The 13232-nt window shown below is 29.7% G+C and carries 27 protein-coding genes and 1 pseudogene; all 28 read left to right on the forward strand.

Going from position 1 to position 13232, the window contains the following annotated elements; translation table 11 throughout:
- Nucleotides 1-13: 13 nt before the first annotated feature.
- Nucleotides 14-277: a hypothetical protein gene (locus FGL08_RS06030; protein ID WP_138209923.1), complete on the forward strand. Its 264-nt coding sequence runs from the start codon at nt 14-16 to the stop codon at nt 275-277.
- Nucleotides 264-419 (forward strand): aspartyl-phosphate phosphatase Spo0E family protein, encoded by a 156-nt coding sequence (locus FGL08_RS06035; protein WP_243117947.1) that lies wholly within the window; start codon nt 264-266, stop codon nt 417-419. The genes FGL08_RS06030 and FGL08_RS06035 overlap by 14 nt, the downstream gene beginning before the upstream one ends.
- A complete protein-coding gene (locus FGL08_RS06040; RefSeq protein ID WP_138209924.1) occupies nt 400-606 on the forward strand; it encodes a hypothetical protein in 207 nt (68 codons plus the stop codon). The genes FGL08_RS06035 and FGL08_RS06040 overlap by 20 nt, the downstream gene beginning before the upstream one ends.
- A 69-nt stretch (nt 607-675) precedes the next feature.
- The gene (locus FGL08_RS13350) at nt 676-849 is read left to right on the forward strand and encodes a hypothetical protein (RefSeq protein ID WP_171011988.1); all 174 of its coding nucleotides are present in this window, start codon (nt 676-678) and stop codon (nt 847-849) included.
- Nucleotides 850-862: 13 nt separating this feature from the next.
- Nucleotides 863-1018 (forward strand): hypothetical protein, encoded by a 156-nt coding sequence (locus tag FGL08_RS13355; protein WP_171011989.1) that lies wholly within the window; start codon nt 863-865, stop codon nt 1016-1018.
- 24 nt (nt 1019-1042) lie between these two features.
- Nucleotides 1043-1447 carry a single-stranded DNA-binding protein gene (locus tag FGL08_RS06045; protein ID WP_138209925.1) on the forward strand — a complete coding sequence of 135 codons (405 nt, stop codon included), beginning with the start codon at nt 1043-1045 and terminating at the stop codon, nt 1445-1447.
- Between the two features lie 13 nt (nt 1448-1460).
- Nucleotides 1461-1973 carry a winged helix-turn-helix domain-containing protein gene (locus FGL08_RS06050; protein WP_171011990.1) on the forward strand — a complete coding sequence of 171 codons (513 nt, stop codon included), beginning with the start codon at nt 1461-1463 and terminating at the stop codon, nt 1971-1973.
- Nucleotides 1951-2139: a hypothetical protein gene (locus tag FGL08_RS06055; protein ID WP_138209927.1), complete on the forward strand. Its 189-nt coding sequence runs from the start codon at nt 1951-1953 to the stop codon at nt 2137-2139. The genes FGL08_RS06050 and FGL08_RS06055 overlap by 23 nt, the downstream gene beginning before the upstream one ends.
- A 27-nt stretch (nt 2140-2166) precedes the next feature.
- Entirely contained in the window at nt 2167-2526 is a 360-nt protein-coding gene (locus FGL08_RS06060; RefSeq protein WP_243117948.1) for a MazG nucleotide pyrophosphohydrolase domain-containing protein, read from the forward strand.
- 18 nt (nt 2527-2544) lie between these two features.
- Nucleotides 2545-2700 carry a hypothetical protein gene (locus FGL08_RS13360; RefSeq protein ID WP_171011991.1) on the forward strand — a complete coding sequence of 52 codons (156 nt, stop codon included), beginning with the start codon at nt 2545-2547 and terminating at the stop codon, nt 2698-2700.
- Nucleotides 2701-2905: 205 nt separating this feature from the next.
- Nucleotides 2906-3298, forward strand: a complete 393-nt coding sequence (locus FGL08_RS06065) for a replication terminator protein (protein WP_138209929.1) — start codon at nt 2906-2908, stop codon at nt 3296-3298.
- A gap of 287 nt (nt 3299-3585) precedes the next feature.
- Nucleotides 3586-3951, forward strand: coding sequence for a hypothetical protein (locus FGL08_RS13565; protein ID WP_243117949.1), 366 nt, complete (start codon nt 3586-3588; stop codon nt 3949-3951).
- 81 nt (nt 3952-4032) lie between these two features.
- A complete protein-coding gene (locus FGL08_RS06075; protein WP_138209930.1) occupies nt 4033-4392 on the forward strand; it encodes a hypothetical protein in 360 nt (119 codons plus the stop codon).
- Nucleotides 4385-4747 (forward strand): putative PDDEXK endonuclease, encoded by a 363-nt coding sequence (locus FGL08_RS06080; protein WP_138209931.1) that lies wholly within the window; start codon nt 4385-4387, stop codon nt 4745-4747. The genes FGL08_RS06075 and FGL08_RS06080 overlap by 8 nt, the downstream gene beginning before the upstream one ends.
- Nucleotides 4708-5646 carry a hypothetical protein gene (locus FGL08_RS06085; RefSeq protein WP_138209932.1) on the forward strand — a complete coding sequence of 313 codons (939 nt, stop codon included), beginning with the start codon at nt 4708-4710 and terminating at the stop codon, nt 5644-5646. Before FGL08_RS06080 ends, FGL08_RS06085 begins: the two co-directional genes overlap by 40 nt.
- Before the next feature lies 1 nt (nt 5647).
- On the forward strand, nt 5648-5986 hold the full coding sequence (locus tag FGL08_RS06090) for a hypothetical protein (protein ID WP_138209933.1): 339 nt from the start codon (nt 5648-5650) through the stop codon (nt 5984-5986).
- Nucleotides 5987-6021: 35 nt separating this feature from the next.
- Nucleotides 6022-6258 carry a hypothetical protein gene (locus FGL08_RS06095; RefSeq protein WP_138209934.1) on the forward strand — a complete coding sequence of 79 codons (237 nt, stop codon included), beginning with the start codon at nt 6022-6024 and terminating at the stop codon, nt 6256-6258.
- Between the two features lie 5 nt (nt 6259-6263).
- Entirely contained in the window at nt 6264-6578 is a 315-nt protein-coding gene (locus tag FGL08_RS13570; RefSeq protein WP_243117950.1) for a hypothetical protein, read from the forward strand.
- 122 nt (nt 6579-6700) lie between these two features.
- On the forward strand, nt 6701-6874 hold the full coding sequence (locus FGL08_RS13775; RefSeq protein WP_512698494.1) for an HNH endonuclease: 174 nt from the start codon (nt 6701-6703) through the stop codon (nt 6872-6874).
- 12 nt (nt 6875-6886) lie between these two features.
- The gene (locus FGL08_RS06105) at nt 6887-7351 is read left to right on the forward strand and encodes a YopX family phage-derived protein (RefSeq protein ID WP_138209935.1); all 465 of its coding nucleotides are present in this window, start codon (nt 6887-6889) and stop codon (nt 7349-7351) included.
- 13 nt (nt 7352-7364) lie between these two features.
- Nucleotides 7365-7544 carry a hypothetical protein gene (locus FGL08_RS06110; RefSeq protein ID WP_138209936.1) on the forward strand — a complete coding sequence of 60 codons (180 nt, stop codon included), beginning with the start codon at nt 7365-7367 and terminating at the stop codon, nt 7542-7544.
- 17 nt (nt 7545-7561) lie between these two features.
- Entirely contained in the window at nt 7562-7963 is a 402-nt protein-coding gene (locus FGL08_RS06115) for a hypothetical protein (RefSeq protein WP_138209937.1), read from the forward strand.
- 192 nt (nt 7964-8155) lie between these two features.
- The gene (locus FGL08_RS06120) at nt 8156-9175 is read left to right on the forward strand and encodes a PDDEXK family nuclease (protein ID WP_171011992.1); all 1020 of its coding nucleotides are present in this window, start codon (nt 8156-8158) and stop codon (nt 9173-9175) included.
- Between the two features lie 1751 nt (nt 9176-10926).
- Nucleotides 10927-11010 (forward strand): annotated as a pseudogene (locus FGL08_RS13755) (SEC-C metal-binding domain-containing protein); the annotation flags it as partial.
- 147 nt (nt 11011-11157) lie between these two features.
- On the forward strand, nt 11158-11694 hold the full coding sequence (locus FGL08_RS06130; protein WP_138209939.1) for a sigma-70 family RNA polymerase sigma factor: 537 nt from the start codon (nt 11158-11160) through the stop codon (nt 11692-11694).
- Nucleotides 11695-11995: 301 nt separating this feature from the next.
- Nucleotides 11996-12751 (forward strand): DNA adenine methylase, encoded by a 756-nt coding sequence (locus tag FGL08_RS06135; protein WP_138209940.1) that lies wholly within the window; start codon nt 11996-11998, stop codon nt 12749-12751.
- A gap of 107 nt (nt 12752-12858) precedes the next feature.
- A complete protein-coding gene (locus FGL08_RS06140; protein WP_138209941.1) occupies nt 12859-13044 on the forward strand; it encodes a hypothetical protein in 186 nt (61 codons plus the stop codon).
- Entirely contained in the window at nt 13041-13223 is a 183-nt protein-coding gene (locus FGL08_RS06145; protein WP_138209942.1) for a hypothetical protein, read from the forward strand. The genes FGL08_RS06140 and FGL08_RS06145 overlap by 4 nt, the downstream gene beginning before the upstream one ends.
- Nucleotides 13224-13232: the final 9 nt, after the last annotated feature.

The raw sequence follows: 13232 nt of genomic DNA on the forward strand, positions 1-13232 counted from the left end.
AGGGGGATGTAATATGTTTACAGTTAAATTAGAGAACAAACATGAGATGTATGAGTTTAAAAGATATTTAGGAGAAAGAATAGACGAAAAGAAAGAGGAAATAGATGCTTTAAAACTTCATGCTGAAGAGTTAATTGATAAGAGAGTTGATCCTGAAATAGTGGATGCAGTTAATAAAACTATAGCTAGAAATATATATGATATAAGAACTGAGAGAAAGCTACTGGGAGAAGTGAGCAAGGCTATAATGGCAGCTGTACTAGATGAAAATGAATAAGCTAAGAAAACAATTATATAAAAGTATAGAGCAGTATGGATTAACAGATAGTAGAACAATTCAGTTAAGTCAAAAATTAGATATATATGTGGTTAAAGAACAATTAAAAAGGGGGAAAAGCAATGAAAGCATTATTAGTTAGTCTAATTGTATTAGGGTTTTCAAGTTTATATTTAAGTATATTAGCTTTAACAACAATAGTTAAAGAAAATGCTAAATTATACAGAGAAATAAAGGTGATAAATGAAAAGGTTGATAAGCATAATTTAAACCAGTTGCTGGATAGAGAGATTATAGAAGGGGAGATGAAAGCTATTAAATCAATTTAATGTTATATGGAAAGACGGTTGTGAAGTTATAGGCAACATTTACGAAACAGAGTTATTGGAGGAAAAATAATGGAAAGTGCATGGTTAATAAATTTTAAAAATGGTTATAAGGTGATTTTATCTGAAAGCACCTACAAGAGATATGAAAAAGAAACACCTAAGGAAGATGTATCCAGTGAGCATCATTGGTTTAGTATGGATAAATGTATTTCTAAGAATCCAGAAATTGATGTGGTAGATTAGGGGGCGTTTAATTTTGATTAGAAATTATGAAGGGTGTAAACACTGTTGTTGCTCTGATTGCCCTAATGAATGTAAACATTGTAAAGAATGTAATGAAGGATTAGATGGATATGGATATTGCAAAATTTATATGGATATGGAAGATGAAGAACAACTAAGCTTTTGTTAAGTTGTTTTGCAGAGGAGGAATAACATGAATAAAGTAACGCTAGTCGGAAGACTTACAAGGGATCCAGAGTTAAAGTTTACTCCAGGAGCAGGTACAGCCGTTACCACCTTTACACTAGCAGTAAATAGAAGATTCAAAAGAGAAGGTCAACCAGATGCAGATTTTATAAGAGTTGTAGTTTGGGGAAAACAAGCAGAGGCAACAGCCAGTTATATGCGAAAGGGAAACTTAATGGGTCTAAGTGGAAGAATAGAGACTAGAAGTTATGATGGGAATGATGGAACCAAGAGATATGTTACTGAAGCTGTAGCGGAGGAAATAGAGTTTTTAACAAGCAAAAGAGAAAATGGACAAGCTACTGAAAATTTAGCTCATAGCAGTGAGATAGATGGAGTTATGCCAATAGATGATGAGGATATACCTTTTTAAGGAGGGATTTTTTATGAAGAGAATTCCATTAACATATGTACAAAAGGAGTTCATGAAGGTTTTAGTTGAAAAGGTAGGTTTAAATTATGAAATTGGAAAGCAAATCAAATTTAAAGAAGTTAGCAGGTACTTTAATATATCTACTTCTACTGTAAGGGAAAGGTTTATGGCATTAGTAAATAAGGGGTGGATGGTACGAAGGAAAGAAGGTAATAAAGTATATTTTAAACTAGCTACAGAAGAGAGTCTGGAAGATACTGCGGTTATTACTAAAAATAAAAAATGTAAGGTAAACTTGGAAGGAAAATTTCAAGTAGGCGATAAAGTAGAATTTAAGATGAAAATACCACAAAAGCAAGATGTTAAGAAATCAATAGGAAACGTAGTAGCAAAAACCAATAAATTCTTTGTAATAATGGTTCAAAAAGAGAATCAAAGTATGTACAAAGAAAGCTTTCTATATAAGGATATCTTAATAAATGAAATCCAGGAGGTAAAAATTAATGGACAACCTATTACGACTTAAAGTTATTAACATGGCAACTAGTTTAGCTTTACAAGATAAGTCCAATAGGGCATTAGAAGTAGTAATTAAAGAATGTTTAGAAGAGGCTTGCATAAGACTAGGCATTTCCTTAAAGGAGCTAAAAGAGAAAGTTGTAAAAGAGAAAAATCTTACAGAGGTTTTCTAGATATGAAATATTTAAAAGGGGGAATAGATGATGAATATAAAACAACTAGCAGAAGAAGCGCATAAAAATGCAGTGGATCATGGATTTTGGGAAGAAGAATATAATGTGATTACTAAAATGAGTGTACAAGGATTTAACGATAGAGAAGTTAAGGCTGTAAAAAGAGCTTTTATGTGTCAAAGATTAATGTTAATAGTAACTGAAATATCAGAGGCAGTTAGTGAATTAAGAAAAGATGATAAAGAAAATTATAGTGAAGAACTTGCAGATATAGTTTTAAGAGTAGCAGATACATCATTAGGAGATACAGTGGATATTGAAAAAGAGTTAATAAAGAAGATGGATAAAAATAAGAATAGACCTTATAAGCATGGAAAGTTATTTTAACTAGAAGGAGGACTTAAAATGTTTAAAGTCTATTGTATGAAATGTAAAAAAGAAGTTAGTGAGGATACAAATCGATGTGAATGTGGTAATAGAAGTTTTGTTTACGGTAATAATTTTTATTTAGAAGGTGAAAAAGTTATTTGTAATTGTGGGTGCTATGCATATGGATTTTAAAGAGAAAGCAGTAAATACCCATAAATGTACAAATTGAAATAATACCATTAGTATTGAAAATTATAGAGATAAAGAAAATATGATGAGTTGGTATGATTAGCTTTTAGATAATTAAACATTACAGATACAAGCTCAACTTAGAAAAACTTATATCTGTAGTGTACTAGAATATTAAAACTATAGTACAAAGGAGAGATATGAATTTATGGAAAAGATGATTAATTTAGAAAGCTTTGCAGATGGAGCCTTAGCTGAAAAAATGAATGCTGCACTAAAGGAGGTGTTAGAAAACATTGCGGATCCAAATACTGATTATAAACTAAAGAGAAAATTAACATTAGAACTTACTTTCGCATCTGGTGAAGACAGGGAATTAGCAGAAGTAAATATATTAGCAAAGACTAAATTAGCTCCTAACAAACCAATAGCAACAAAGATAATAATAGGAACTGATGGTAAAGGAGGAATCCTTGCAAGTGAATTTAAAAAACAAGTACCAGGTCAAAGTGTAATGAGGGTTGATGAAGAAACTGGTGAAGTGTTAAGTACTGGAGAAGAAAAAGAAATAGATCTTAAGGGAATAAAATTAGTAAAATAAATAAAAAAATTGGAGGAATAAAAAATGATAAATAGAGAAGGATTAGAGTATTTAGTAAGTTTAGGAGAAGAAAAGGAAATATTAGTTGAAACAGATCAAGGTTTATTTACTCAAATCTTGATAATTTACCAGCAGAACTATTAGTTCAAGTTAAGTCACATGATGAAGTTAGACTATATAGTCCTTTAAATGCAGACAGGGAAAGGGAAGAGTTTATTCAAGCTGAAGCAATCTTACCAAATAATATTAGGTATGATCAGTTTATAGATACAGAAAGATTTAATATTATGTTGCAAAGTAGTTTTGTAAATGTAGGAGATAAGGAAGTATTACTTAAGTATACAGGTTTAATTCAAGATGAAGCAGTAAAAAGTATAGGTGATGATGGAGTAAGCCAACAGGTTACAGTTAAAACAGGAGTAGCTAGTGTAGGACAAGCGGTAGTACCTAACCCAGTAAAATTGGCACCATATAGAACATTCCCAGAAGTAGACCAGCCAATAAGTGAGTTCATATTTAGAATGAAAGAAGGTCCTTCAGCAGCTATATTTGAATCTGATGGAGGAGCATGGAGAAACGAAGCAATTAAAAATATAAAGGAATATTTACAAGAAAGGCTTGAATGCTTAGATAACATTAAAATAATAGCTTAATAAAAGAATAACATCATATGAGGGCATAGTTATAACGCTATGTTCTCATATGAAAATCAAATGAAAAGGAGAGTGGAAACATTGAAAGATTGTGAGATATGTGGAGCTTCAGGGGAATTACATCATTGTATATTTAGAAGTCAAAGTATTGTATTAAAGGATTGTGAACTTAATTTCAAATATCTATGTCCTCAACATCACAGATTAAGCAATGATAGTCCACATAAGAGTAGAGAGGTAGCTATGAGGTATAAAAAAGAAGTGCAGGACAAGCTATTTGAGCTGTTTGACAAGGAAGAATATACAGAAGAAGATATTAAAAAGAAACTAAAGCTTAGTAATAAATCTTTAAGAATGTTATGTAAAACAATAAGTGGAGCAGGAATTTATAAAAGGGAAGAAATTATAAGAAGTTGTATGGGAGGAAGGCTATATGACTAATAGTAAACAGAAAGGTTCTAGAGGAGAAAGAGAACTTTCTAACAAGTTAAAAGAATACGGGTACAGTAAATGTAGAAGGTCTCAACAATATTGTGGAGCTAATGGAGATGCAGACGTAGTTGGATTACCTGGTATTCATATAGAGTGCAAAAGAGTAGAAAGATTAAATATATATGATGCGATAACTCAAGCGAAAGCAGATGCTCAAAAGGGAAAACTACCTGGAGTATTTCATAGAAAAAATAGATGCGAATGGTTAGTAACTATGACCTTAGAAGATTTTATAAAGATATACAGGGAGTGGGGTGAGCAAATGTGGGAAGAGCAGAAAGAAGAAGAAACAAAAGAGAAATAGATAGACTAAGTACATCAATAAATAAATTAGACCATAATCAAATACAACTAATAGATCACCTAGCAGGTGTTAAGGCTACGAATATGACTAAAGAGAGTATCGAAAAACTTGAGTTCATGGTAAATAGAGCAGTAACAGCATTATTAATACAGGTATTTCCAGAAAAAACATTTAAAGAAATAAAGGAAATAGAAAGTATTTATGGGGATTTAATTTTAGAAGATGCTGAAAAAATAAGAAGATTTAAAGATGAAACGAAGGGAGATAGTAAAATGGCTAAGAAAATGATGGAGAAATATGAAGCAGAGGTAAGGAAAGAGGTAATAAAACTTTTAGATAAGAAATTAACTCAAAAGGAAGCTATAGAAGAACTAGCAATAAAGTTTCCTAAACTAAGTAAAGCAATGGTTACAAATGAATATAAGAAAATTAAAGTTGAACTTAAAAAAGAAGAAGAAACCAAACCAATTAAAAAAGATAAAGAATTAGAAAATGCAGTAGAGTATATCTTCTCAGAAGAAGGACAAGCGCTATATAAAGAAAAACCAACTGTTGCAAAAAGTGAAACAACTGGCCATGTTGACCAAGTGGGAGAAGTGGTAGAAGAATCAGTTGTAAAGAAAGACTTGAAAACCGATCATATTGCTGACACTAGCAAAATGGTAGCAACTAGTTTAGAAGATTTTAAAGAGGAGGGACATAAAATAAAAGGATTAAAAGTTTTAGAAGAAAAGATTATAAGGACCATAAAAGTTAGAGGAGAAAATGGAGAGTATGAAGCTGAAACAGGAAAGGGAGTAGTTTTAAGTAGAGGAGACAATTCACTATACTTTGAAAATGAAGAACAATTAAATGAGTTTGTTTCAGAATTTAAAGAAGTGTTTAAGATGGTTGAATAAAATGGCATTAGTAATAGAAAAAAAGAAAACGGACTTTGATAGTCTGTTTTCAGAAGATATTAACCAGTATTATGATATAGCAAATTCATTTATTAATTTAAACACAGAAGACTACTTAACAGCTTTTGAAATAAGTAAGAAAGCATGGGTACTAAGTGATAGGTGGGCTAATATAGCAGCTAATGCTGGGAAGTTAGCTTTAAAAGAAAAATTTAATAAAACAGATTTAAAAGATTATTGTTATAGGAAATATAGAGGCATGCAGTATATCCATGAGTTTAGTAGAATGCTTTGGAACAAAGGAGAACAAGGTGGAAGAGAAAAGAGAATAGGAAGCTAAGATAAGAATTTAAAATTGGTTAGGAGTTGTTTTTTATGAGAAATACACTTGGAGATCTAAATAATCATTTGTTTGCACAGTTAGAAAGATTAGGTGATGAAGAATTAAAAGGCGAAAAACTTTCAGAGGAAATCAATAGAGCTAAAGCAATAACATCTGTTGCTCAACAAGTAATATCAAATGGTTCTCTAGTTATTGAAGTAGCTAAAGTATTTGATAACAGTGATAAATTTAATGCTGATCTTAAGAAACCTAAGATGTTGGAGGGTTAATAAATATGGTAGGAAGGCCAACTGAAAGTAAAAATAAAGTTCTTCATATATGGAGCAAAGAAGAAAAAGGATATCTTAAAAAAATAACACCAGGACATCATTACAAAGAAATTCAAAAGTTAATGAATGAAAAATTTAATTTAAGTCTTACTTTAAATCAAATAAAGGGTGCTATAGGTAGGTATAAATTAAATACTGGATTTAATGGGCAATTTAAAAGTGGACATATACCATTTAATAAGGGATTAAAAGGATTAACTCTGGGGGGGAAAAAACACAATTTAAAAAGGGTAATAAACCTCATAATTATTTACCTGTAGGCACAGAAAAGATTAAACATGATGGATATGTATGGGTAAAGATTCAGGATTCAAAGAAGTGGAAACAAAAGCATGTTTTAATATGGGAAAAGTACAATGGACCTAAACCAAAGGGGAGTGTAATTATCTTTGGTGATGGGGATAGATATAACTTTGATATTGATAATTTGATTTTAGTAACAAGGAAACAATTATTAATGTTAAATAGGAATGACTTAATACAAAAAGATGCTGACTTAACAAGGACTGCAGTAATCATAGCAGATATATATCAAAAGATAAATGAGAAAAGTTAAGGAGGTTTAATTATGAGAGAGATTAAGTTTAAAGCATGGGATAAGAAAAATAAAACAATGGCATATAGTGATGATGGCAACCAAGGATACGGATGGTTTACTGATAACAGTGGATGTATGCTTTGTGTAAGAATCGAAGAAAGAAGAGATATAAAACTTAACAATATAATGCAATATACAGGCCTTAAAGATAAGAATGGAAAAGAAATTTATGAGGGGGATATCATTAAATTTCTATGGGAAGAAGATAGTTGCTGGGGAGAAGCAGGGGAATATAAAGGATATATAGCATTTAATCAAGGTGTATTTGAAATAGTGTATATAGGGAGAGACAAAATAAGAAAATATCCAGGTGGTGGTTGGTCAGAAAATAATACGGAAGATGATATTAAATCTTTCTTAGTATGGACTGGGGAAGAAAATATTGAAGTTATAGGTAATATCTCTGAAAATCCGGAATTATGTAGTAAAGAATAAGGAGAGAATCAAGTTGAAGGTTAAAGTAAAATGTGATGAATGTAAAACTATATATAAAATCGATGCAGAGTCTTTGAAAGAAGCAAAAAGTTTTAAAAAAGCAACAAGTTGTACATGCATGAAATGTATGAGCTTAAGTGGCGTTGATCTAGTAAAAATACATGGCAATACAGTAATGTTAGTTTGGAACTAATATAAAGGAGAAAAAGTATGAAATCGAATAAAAGGATTTTTAAAACAATAGACGGTTTAGAATTGCTTGTTATAAACAGAAAATCGGCTGTGATTTTTGAAATAAGGAATAATCATGAGGAAAATAACTTTGATTTTCACCTAAGATTTAATTCTGATACGTTTAAATATTTATTTGAGTATCTTGAAGAAGTTTCAAACAAATCTTGGAGCAATATAAATCCAAAAGAAGCTGATAGTCTTGGTGCTGATTATGAGGAGTATTATGATAGGCAATTTGACAATAATGGATATTTATCAATCAGAAAAAATCAGTTACAAATAGAAAGACCAGTGTTAGAAAGTAATAAACTATATCAATTCAATAAGCGGAAAATGGAATCATTTTTATATGATTTTAGAAAGGTGTTAATGTTTTAATTTGAAAATATTGTGATATAACTATGAAAATTAAAATGTAAATAATGTTCTTTGAAAATTGAATAATGCGGTATTAGGGAAATATGTTATAATTTACTTAAGGTAGGTATATAAATAGTAATTTGACGATTTGTTGAACTTATTTTGTAGAAACTGATGGTAAAATATTATGTATTGCATGGAGGAGCATTTATGGTAGATAAACAAACTCCTATAGAAAAAATTAGGAACTATTATGAAATTTCAAAATATTTAAATGATACTCAAAAAATAAAACTTAAAGATATGTTAGGAATAACAAATGATGATGAAAGTAGAATTAATGGACTTGAAAATGAAACAGAGTTTTTAATGATGATATATCTTCTTGGTTGGGCTGAGAAGATTACATCGATAGATGAAAGTGCTTCTCCTTTGACAGGAGCAAAGACATCTGACTTCTTAGTGGAGACTATTAATGGCAAAAAATTAGCTATTGAGGTTAAATCATCAAAAAAGTATCAAATTAAATTTTCAAAAAAATTAGTATTAGAGAAAAAGAACTTTTCTGAAAATTATAATTGTGAAGCCTATTTTGCAATTAAATTAGCAGGACATTGGATGTTATTTAGTAATCAGTATATAATTGAACATAATTTTAAAATTTCTCTGACAAAAGATTTTGTTAACTCTGAGCTTAATGATATTTTAGGAGAGAGAATATTTTTATTTCCAAGAGGGCTAGAAATTCTTTCGATATATTCGAAGAAAAAAATAGGTATTGGGATACAACATCCTCATTATGGGAATTTAATTAAAATTCAAATTAAAATATTTGGTAAAAAAGTATATACAGTTACAACACAAAATAAAGAATATTTATTTTTGTCGTATGTGTTAGAAAATGTTCAGGATGTCATGTCAAACCAAGAGCAAGAAATTAAATCATTAGATTCAGATAGAACTTTAATTCTTGAAAAATTTAATCAAGATTTTTCATTACTAAAATTATCTTGCTTCCTTATGGCACCTATAAAACATATGATAGATAATGACTCAGGTACACCTTATACATTTGAACTTTTTAAAGAAAAAATGAAGGGAAAGGACAAAACTTTTATTAATAGAAATCTTGTACTTAACTCATTAGATTTACTTGATAAAGAAGGTTATCCAATAACTATGTTTTTAAATAAAGAAGGTTATAGACTTGGCGATTTAAAAATTAAATAGATGTAATGAAAAGATAATGATTGTATATGTAAATCACAAAGAATGATTATGTAAAAAACAAATTCCAATTTAAGGTTGATTATTATAAAAAATAATTTAATTATTAGGACAAGTTCATATTACATTGATTGGTATTAAATTATAAATGTGGATTTTAAAGGAGTGATATTGTGAATTTGGTTGTAGAATACTGTAAAGATAATTTTTACTCTCAATTTGATTCAGATAAGCTATTGGATCAAATTAATAAAAACATAAATCCATTTATTACTGAAATAAGTCATGAAATGCTCTATCTTTTAGATAAGATAGTGACAACAGATCCTTGTTCGTATTGGAACACATCTGTTTGTGGGCAAGTATATGAATTACTGGAAGACTTATATAATAATCATAATGACACTTTAGAAATTGATGAAACAATTTTTGAGTATTTCTTAATGGGTTATAATTCATACTCACAGCTTTCTGAAATAATATTAGATTTGCGTAACTTTAATATATCTCAAGAAATAAAAACACGACTGTATCGTTTACCTACCTATACTGCAATTCTTGAAAGTTGTTTATCAAACTTTTTAAGAGTTATTGCTTTTTTGACAGGGAAAGCAATAAATAAAGATTATACCTCTCAAAATACGCTAGGTAAGTTAGTTGCAGTAATTGAGGCAAATGGATATGAGGAAATTACAAAAAATATTAATGTGAATTTACGAAATGCAATAAATCACGGAAAAGTAGCAGTAAAGAGGGAGGCAATTGGTGATAAATTATGTTTTTATTATGTTGAAAAACATGTTTCTAAGTGCCTTGAGTTACCTGTATATAAATTTGATAATGTAATAGATTCTGCATTTGACACAGCTAGTGGAGTATTGCTAGGATTGTCCCTTTTTATTAATAAGCACGTTGGATTATTAAATATTGATACTGCAAAAAGAGAGTATCCAGCTTTTTGTTTGCTTGCAATGCAACTTAGTATGCCTGGGATTTGTTGTCGTAGTATTAGCGATACTGGTAGTAATAAACAACTAAATGTTGATATAGAAATTGAAAATACAGACAGAGGTTATATCGGTCAAATTGCAACGTTAATGGCTATATTGGTTTTTGACCATTACAAAGAATATGAGCAATACATGTTCTCTTTCAGCAATCCTAGAATGATTACTGGATGGATACGGTATACAAATCAAGAGATTCTTGATATGTATACCAAAGAAAAGAATTTTGATGTTGTATTAAAAAGTGTGATTGATAGAAATGATTTCATTATTTTTGAACCTTCAACTGAAGCTGTAGATTTAAATGAAGTAAAATATTTTTGTTTTCCAAACTATACAAGTGACAAATATAAAATTAATAATATACAAGATGTCAGTACAGAGACTCGAAAGCGGTTAAAAGCCCATTTATTTATCGGAGATATTGAAAATAAGCAAGAAATTCTTAAGGTTGTTACTAATGCAATCGATTGGTTAAAGGATATCAAGAATCCACCATCACCAAAGATGCAACAAAAGCACGGGTTAATGGAAGCAGATGATTTATATATTAATGTTTATAAAAAAGATTATAGAAGAAATAAGGATTTATTTCCTAGTAATGAGAATTTTGTTTGCTTTGTAGATTATAATTTAACAGGAGAAACTACACTTAAAAATGGAGGAATACCAGAAAGTATTTGGAGGAAGTTTTATCATGAAATAATAGGTAATATTAAATTTGCGTGGCGAGAAGGGTGTTATTTTAAAAGACATGCTAAAAAAGTTGGTCGTAATGATCTTTGTCCCTGTGGAAGTAGTAAAAAGTACAAAAGATGTTGTGGAAAGTGATTTTTATAGATCTTATTATACTGAGTTTTGAGTATTCAGGTTTATATTAAGGAGAATTATAAAAATAAACATCATATTAAAGTATCGCATTATTCACAAATGAATATGCGGTATTTTTTTATTTAATAATTAAAAGTAGGTGATTAAATGGAAGATAGAGAGTTATTTAGAAAAACAGAAAAGAGATTATACGATCATTTTAATAGGGAAGATATCATAAAGAAAAAAGAAGAGTTAATAGCCTTATATAGCACACAGTTAAAAGAGTTGGAATCTGACATTAAAAATAATAATGTAAGACTAGATACAGGTTTAAAATCTATAAATTATGATGAAAAGGTTCAAACGTCAACAATTGGTACAAGCTTTATGGAACAGGAACTTATAAAAGGAATAACAAGACTAGAAAAAGAATGGAGTTTTAAGCAAAATAAAATAGAACAATTAAAAAAAGAAATTAGAGATATAAATGAATTAGCTATAACTATAGAAAGTAATATAAATATGCTAAATGATGAGGATAAAAGATTTATAGAATTAAAATATAAAAGAAGTTTAGAGGTACAGGTAATAGCAATTAAACTAAATATGTCATCAGCTACAGCTTTCAGGTTAAGAAAGAAATTGGTTTATGATATAGCAAATTGGTTTAGATTTATTGATAGTGAGTTGATAGTGAGTTGATAACAAAAGGAATTTCAGTGTGTTATTATAGTATTATAGACCAATATAAATTAGTCAAATCCTCCCATGGCTCGTTTAGGCGGACGAATAGTAATGACGATACTTATATTCTGTAGGTGGTATAAGTGGAGTGAAACAATGTAACTATGGATAAATCCTTACCTACAGGTACCAGTATAAAAAAAGCACTTATACAAGGTGAGTGATTCGCTCCTTACTGAATGTATAGGTGCTTTTTACTTGGTGGCGGTGTGTAACTTTAACCCAATATAATAAAACATAAACACTAGGAGTGATGTAAATGTTAAAGCCACCAATACCACGAATGGGTGGGAAATCAAAACTAAGAAAAACAATTATTGAAATGATACCAGAACATACTTGTTATATAGAGCTGTTCTTTGGAGCTGGATGGGTTTATTTTGGTAAAGAGCCTTCAAAGGTTGAGGTTATTAATGATATAGATAGAGAGTTAATAAACTTGTTTAAAATGATTAAATACCATGCTCCAGAGATAGAAAGAATGCTAGAGTATGAGTTTTCAGGTAGAGACATATTTGAGGAATATAAGAATTGCAGCATAGGATATTTAACTGAAATTCAAAGGTCCATTAGATTTCTATATTTAATATCCCAGAGTTTTGCTGGGAAAGGAAATCATTATGGCTATGGCACAAACACTAAACCTAGTCCACAAGTTTTCTATACAGGAGTTTTGGGAGATCTAAAGGAAAGGCTTAGAAATACCTATGTTGAAAACTTGAGCTTTGAAAAAATAATAGAAAAGTATGATAGGGAACATAGCTTTTTCTTTTGTGATCCACCGTATTTTGAAACAACAGGATATGGGAATGAGTTTGGAGAAAAGGAACATCTGTTATTAAGAGATAAGCTTATAAGTCTAAAAGGTAAGTTTCTTTTAACGATAAATGACCATTCCCAGGTAAGAGAATGGTATAAAGATTTTAATATAAAAGAAACAGAAGTTAATTATTCAGTATCCAGGGAACAGAAAGCTAGAGGAAAGTATAAGGAGCTGATTATTACTAACTATTAGAATATATAAAATAGGACCTTCAGGTTTGATTAAACTTGAAGGTTTTTTCTACATACTTAGCAAAGGCTAAGAGATTTTTATTCATATACATAAAAGGAGATAGAATAATGAATTATTGGGATAAAGTATTTAAAGCATGCGATATGAATGTTAAGAAATCAACTAGAAGAGAAAAGAAGTACTGCAAAGGATTTGAAAAAGGTGAGAATGGATTTTGTAGGCATTATTTAGGGTGCAAGATAGATATAGAAAGTTGTTATAATCAATGTTCATATAGAGGTGAAAGAATATGAGAATAGGTGAAATATTAAAAGACCAGCAACCAGAAGTATATAAAAAGTTAAAAAGTGATAAGAAAGAGAAGAGAGGGAAAGAAAACCTCTCTTTTTCTGATTTGAGGCAACTTATGAAAAAGGATAGCTATTATAGGGGTAAAGGTGGAAGTATAAAACAAAGGAGTTGGAATAAATGAAAAGAGTAA

It is taken from the genome of Hathewaya histolytica, assembly GCF_901482605.1.
In the GTDB taxonomy this organism is placed as follows: Bacteria; Bacillota; Clostridia; order Clostridiales; family Clostridiaceae; genus Hathewaya; species Hathewaya histolytica.

Excerpts from the sequence above, each read along its gene's own strand:
- FGL08_RS06030 (WP_138209923.1), top strand. The coding sequence starts at position 14 with ATGTTTACAGTTAAATTAGAGAACAAACATGAGATGTATGAGTTTAAA.
- FGL08_RS06035 (WP_243117947.1), top strand. The coding sequence starts at position 264 with ATGAAAATGAATAAGCTAAGAAAACAATTATATAAAAGTATAGAGCAG.
- FGL08_RS06040 (WP_138209924.1), top strand. The coding sequence starts at position 400 with ATGAAAGCATTATTAGTTAGTCTAATTGTATTAGGGTTTTCAAGTTTA.
- FGL08_RS13350 (WP_171011988.1), top strand. The coding sequence starts at position 676 with ATGGAAAGTGCATGGTTAATAAATTTTAAAAATGGTTATAAGGTGATT.
- FGL08_RS06045 (WP_138209925.1), top strand. The coding sequence starts at position 1,043 with ATGAATAAAGTAACGCTAGTCGGAAGACTTACAAGGGATCCAGAGTTA.
- FGL08_RS06050 (WP_171011990.1), top strand. The coding sequence starts at position 1,461 with ATGAAGAGAATTCCATTAACATATGTACAAAAGGAGTTCATGAAGGTT.
- FGL08_RS06055 (WP_138209927.1), top strand. The coding sequence starts at position 1,951 with ATGGACAACCTATTACGACTTAAAGTTATTAACATGGCAACTAGTTTA.
- FGL08_RS06060 (WP_243117948.1), top strand. The coding sequence starts at position 2,167 with ATGATGAATATAAAACAACTAGCAGAAGAAGCGCATAAAAATGCAGTG.
- FGL08_RS13360 (WP_171011991.1), top strand. The coding sequence starts at position 2,545 with ATGTTTAAAGTCTATTGTATGAAATGTAAAAAAGAAGTTAGTGAGGAT.
- FGL08_RS06065 (WP_138209929.1), top strand. The coding sequence starts at position 2,906 with ATGGAAAAGATGATTAATTTAGAAAGCTTTGCAGATGGAGCCTTAGCT.
- FGL08_RS13565 (WP_243117949.1), top strand. The coding sequence starts at position 3,586 with ATGTTGCAAAGTAGTTTTGTAAATGTAGGAGATAAGGAAGTATTACTT.
- FGL08_RS06080 (WP_138209931.1), top strand. The coding sequence starts at position 4,385 with ATGACTAATAGTAAACAGAAAGGTTCTAGAGGAGAAAGAGAACTTTCT.
- FGL08_RS06090 (WP_138209933.1), top strand. The coding sequence starts at position 5,648 with ATGGCATTAGTAATAGAAAAAAAGAAAACGGACTTTGATAGTCTGTTT.
- FGL08_RS06095 (WP_138209934.1), top strand. The coding sequence starts at position 6,022 with ATGAGAAATACACTTGGAGATCTAAATAATCATTTGTTTGCACAGTTA.
- FGL08_RS13570 (WP_243117950.1), top strand. The coding sequence starts at position 6,264 with ATGGTAGGAAGGCCAACTGAAAGTAAAAATAAAGTTCTTCATATATGG.
- FGL08_RS06105 (WP_138209935.1), top strand. The coding sequence starts at position 6,887 with ATGAGAGAGATTAAGTTTAAAGCATGGGATAAGAAAAATAAAACAATG.
- FGL08_RS06115 (WP_138209937.1), top strand. The coding sequence starts at position 7,562 with ATGAAATCGAATAAAAGGATTTTTAAAACAATAGACGGTTTAGAATTG.
- FGL08_RS06120 (WP_171011992.1), top strand. The coding sequence starts at position 8,156 with ATGGTAGATAAACAAACTCCTATAGAAAAAATTAGGAACTATTATGAA.
- FGL08_RS06130 (WP_138209939.1), top strand. The coding sequence starts at position 11,158 with ATGGAAGATAGAGAGTTATTTAGAAAAACAGAAAAGAGATTATACGAT.
- FGL08_RS06135 (WP_138209940.1), top strand. The coding sequence starts at position 11,996 with ATGTTAAAGCCACCAATACCACGAATGGGTGGGAAATCAAAACTAAGA.
- FGL08_RS06140 (WP_138209941.1), top strand. The coding sequence starts at position 12,859 with ATGAATTATTGGGATAAAGTATTTAAAGCATGCGATATGAATGTTAAG.
- FGL08_RS06145 (WP_138209942.1), top strand. The coding sequence starts at position 13,041 with ATGAGAATAGGTGAAATATTAAAAGACCAGCAACCAGAAGTATATAAA.